This is a genomic window from Ferroplasma sp. Type II (assembly GCF_000496155.1).
On sequence record NZ_KI542730.1, the window covers coordinates 2,539 to 6,143 of the forward strand.

Consider the following 3,605-nt stretch of genomic DNA (forward strand, 5'->3'; position numbering starts at 1 on the left):
CAATGTTATCGTTTAGTCCTCTCACAATGGGGCCCAGATACAGCCATGTTTTTATTTTTCTCTGGGTAAGTTTTTTCAGGGCGTTTAACCGTTTAACAGGATCTGGGGCATATGGCTCCAGTAGTGCTGCAACCTTTCTGTCAATGGTTGTTACAGTCAGCCCCACATCTAAATTATTTCTGTATTTTTCAAGGATTTCAATGTCCTTTAATATCAAGGGGGATTTTGTCTGAATTGTAACATAAAATCCGTTTCTGCTCAGTATCTCTATGGCTTTGGGCATAATCCTGAATTTCATTTCAACAGATTGATAGGGGTCTGTTATTGTTGACATTCCGACTATTCCTCTTTTATAAGTACGTGCTTCTCTTTCAAGCAGTGTGATTATATTTTTTCTGACAAAAACTGTTCGTCCCCAGTTGCTGGAAGCTTCAGAGGGTGACATATCTATTGCATAACAGTAACGGCACCCATGAAGGCATCCAAGATATGGATTAAAAGCATAGTCAAGTTCTGCCATTCCTGATTTTCCCAGAGCATGCCTTGCGTTTATTTCAAAAATTTTTATATTTTCTATCATTTCAATCAATAATTATCCAGGTTGGATACCAGGTATTTCATATTGTTGGATTTGACCTTCCAGACACTAATGTCTACCTTTGTGAACTTCGATACATAATTTACTGAATCCTGTATATTGTCAAATATTTCAGGCTTCCCTCTGAATAGTTCTCTTACATTTTCCCTTACATACCACACACCCACTGGAATATTAAATCCTGGATATATTTCCCTCCAGAGCATCGCTGACCCTGTTCTTTTCATCTCTTTGTACTTCTCCGCAACTGCAAGCCTTGATGAGTAATAGCATCCACCTATGTCAGGATATGTATTTCTTCCGTAATAGCCTTCATAATCCAGCTCTACCTCAACAGAATCGCCAAAACTGTTCCATGTGCTTCCTGGAAACCATGACTCTCCCCATTCAAACATCCACTGCCCAGGAGCCAGTATCCCTATGAAAAGATTACCCTTGGTTTCTCTTATATATACCTGAAATTCATCTATCTCCTTATAGTCCTTTATTTCTTCCACCAGATTGTCAGATATGGATTTGTCTGCAGCTGTAATAGACCATCTGGTTGGAACTATCCTCCTCTTCTTTCCCGTGCCCAGCGAACCTGAACTCAGTGCCTTTGAAATGCCATTTATTCCCATACCCTTTTCATACAGTTTAATTATTCCATTACCTGCTTTTAGATCCCGGTCATAGTATATTTTTTCAATCCTGTTGTCTATATGGTAATTACCGAATTTTATGCTTTTAAGTGGCGATGATGGTCCCATTGGTGTGATATTCTCATCCAACATCACATTATTTTTAAATGATTTTTCAACAGTCATTTCAATATCTACTGGACTTGAAGACAGTGAACTTATTTGAATTTCCTGAAGGCGATAGTCTGGATTTGAGGCCTGTGTAGCCTCAACCTTTATTCCGCCTCTTAGCAGGGACAGCCTGTTAGAGAGAAAGTCATTCAGATCCTGTGAAAGCCATTTTGACTCATCTTCCATATAAGAGGTGTTACCGGTGAATGGAGGCGTTGAAGGATAAATATTTATTTTTGGGTATCCATACCTCCCTACGAAAAGGGATGGTGGTGATGAACCAGTAATAGAATTTCCTGTAAAAGTATATACTTTCTTTACACGGTCGGCTATTGAAACTGGACAGTAGGAAAGCCCACAGAGCATCTTTGCCCCACGGCATTTGACGCATAATGAAGGTGGAATTTTAATAAGGTTTTTCACCATATAACTATAAATACTATTATTCATATTAATACTTTTCAATACAATATTTAACATCCTGAAATGAGTTTTTGGCAATCATAATTGCAACATAATTTAGTCATGAGTCTATATATTATTTATAACGAATGGTCCCGAGAGAATTTCTAATATAGCGTTTCCATAATACACTGACAATACTATAGAGTTATACCTCCTGGCATCTCATCCATTTTCCACTTCCAGGTGAATATAACAGGTTCGTTGTTTATTTCCTGTATATATTCCAGCATGCGGTTCTTCAGTTCATCCTTTGAATCAACCCTTATTCCCCTGAGCATGGAACGTGCCATCTTGCTGAAGAACATCTCTATTATGTTAAGCCATGATGCATGTGTTGGTGTAAACACAAAGTTAAATCTCCATGGCCTTGATGAGAGGTATTTCATTGTCTCTTTTGATGTATGAACACTGTGATTATCCATGATTATGGTGATCTTATAATCATCCGGGTAATATCTGTCAACAAGTTCAAGCCATTTCACAAATTCAAGGCTCCTGTGCCTCTCTTCCACCAGCGGGATTATCTGCCCTGTTATGAGATCAATGCCAGCCATCAGGGACAATGTCCCATTTCGCTTGTAATCATGATTTCTTGATATATAGCCATGCTTCTCATCTGGCTGCTTATCTGGATATATATTTCCTATTGCCTGTATACCGGGTTTTTCATCATATGAAAGTAAGGCAGTGAGTTTACCTGATCCCTCTTCCCTGATCGTTTTAACTTCCCTGTAAACATGAAGGACCTCTGCCTCCTTTCTCTCATGTTCAGGATCTGTCTTTTCCATGTAGTATCTTATCTTATGCGGCCGAATATTGCTCCTTGTCAGTATCTTGGACACAGTTCCATTTGATATGGATTTGAGATCATATTCTTCAGGTGCATTTTCCCTGATGTATTTTGTGAGCAGCCTGTTTGTCCAGATCTCATGGGGATATCCAAGATCAGATGGTTTGGTGCATGCTGTTCTTATGATAAAAGCTCTTTCCTCATTGCCTATGGTTCTCTTTTTTCCTCTTCCTGAAAGGTCTTTCAGTGCCGTTTCCACACCGAAGGAAAGGGCCTTATCTATGGTGAGATAGACCTTTGTCCTGTTCGTGTGCAATTCCCTTGCAATTGTATTCACACCCTTTCCATCAGCATCCATGAGGATTATCCTGGCCCTGTCATACTCCCTCTTTTCAGATTTTCCAGATTTGGTAATCTTCTCAAGGTACGCCTTCTGTTCCGAACTGAGCACAATATGCGGTTTAGTTCTTTTAAACACCATAATTAGATAAGGCTATCGAGTATAAATAATTGCATGTCTATTATGGAAACGCTATAGTAGTATAGAAACTCAGGACCCCATTTTAAACAAATTGAATGACAAAATTACCACTAAATTTTACTGGGCTGTGACATTGCTTGCAACCATAGGGGGATTTCTCTTTGGATATGATACATCAAATATAGGAACAGATCTGGGATTTATACCATTTGCCAAAAACATTGCCACAACTGACCCCTTTGTATATGGTTACCTTATAGCTGGCGCTTCATTGGGAGCCGCAGCTGGTGCATTGATAGCAGCATTGCTTACTGACACATACGGAAGAAAATTCCTCCTGATCACCGATGCAGCCATATATACAATAGGTGCACTGCTCTCGGCTTTATCAGTCAATCTGGTGATGCTTCTGGTATCAAGAACATTTATAGGCCTAGCAGTCGGAGCAGATTCGGCAATTGCAACAGCCTATATAGCAGA

The 3,605-nt window shown here is 39.4% G+C and carries 4 protein-coding genes; 1 reads left to right on the forward strand and 3 read right to left on the reverse strand.

Translation table 11 applies throughout. The annotated features are described in order from the left end of the window. The 3 genes from AMDU4_RS07860 to AMDU4_RS07870 form a co-directional block, all read right to left on the reverse strand. On the reverse strand, positions 1 to 580 hold a 580-nt coding region (locus tag AMDU4_RS07860; RefSeq protein WP_290704624.1), incomplete at its 3' end, for a radical SAM protein. A 5-nt stretch (positions 581 to 585) separates the two neighbouring features. Beyond that, positions 586 to 1,815, reverse strand: a complete 1,230-nt coding sequence (locus AMDU4_RS07865; protein ID WP_021787452.1) for an Nre family DNA repair protein — start codon at positions 1,813 to 1,815, stop codon at positions 586 to 588. Positions 1,816 to 1,991: 176 nt separating this feature from the next. Further along, the gene (locus tag AMDU4_RS07870) at positions 1,992 to 3,125 is read right to left on the reverse strand and encodes an IS630 family transposase (protein ID WP_021787453.1); all 1,134 of its coding nucleotides are present in this window, start codon (positions 3,123 to 3,125) and stop codon (positions 1,992 to 1,994) included. 91 nt (positions 3,126 to 3,216) lie between these two features. Here AMDU4_RS07870 and AMDU4_RS07875 point away from each other — a divergent pair. After that, positions 3,217 to 3,605, forward strand: a 389-nt coding sequence (locus AMDU4_RS07875; RefSeq protein WP_021787454.1) for an MFS transporter, incomplete at its 3' end; no start/stop codon positions are given.

Excerpts from the sequence above, each read along its gene's own strand:
- AMDU4_RS07865 (WP_021787452.1), bottom strand. The coding sequence starts at position 1,815 with ATGGTGAAAAACCTTATTAAAATTCCACCTTCATTATGCGTCAAATGC.
- AMDU4_RS07870 (WP_021787453.1), bottom strand. The coding sequence starts at position 3,125 with ATGGTGTTTAAAAGAACTAAACCGCATATTGTGCTCAGTTCGGAACAG.